This window comes from Salmonella sp. SAL4457, from assembly GCF_046548235.1.
GTDB lineage: Bacteria > Pseudomonadota > Gammaproteobacteria > Enterobacterales > Enterobacteriaceae > Salmonella > Salmonella enterica.
Window position 1 is genome coordinate 1 of sequence record NZ_JBGDZO010000727.1, and the last position, 261, is coordinate 261.

Genomic DNA, 261 nt, shown 5'->3' on the forward strand with positions numbered 1-261 from the left:
GGCGTACATCTTGTCGCCGGTGACCAGGCTGTCGAGGTTGATCATTCCCAGCAGGTTGGCGCGCTGGCTGGCGTCGAGGGACTCGACGTAGGCACGCGAACCGCGCAGGCCTTCCTCCTCGGCGCCGAAACCGACCACCTCGAGGCCGTTCTCCAGGGCGATGCCGCCGAGGTTGCGGGCGATCTCGGTGAGCACCGCCGCGCCCGAGGCGTTATCGTCCAGGCCCTGCAGGGTCGGGCGACCGTAGTAGGTGTCGTAGTG

Annotated in this window: 1 protein-coding gene; it reads right to left on the reverse strand. The window is 68.2% G+C overall.

What is annotated here, in order from left to right:
• Positions 1-261 (reverse strand): M28 family peptidase (locus tag ACLJNW_RS26065; protein WP_410961484.1); only part of this gene is annotated, 261 nt, incomplete at both ends.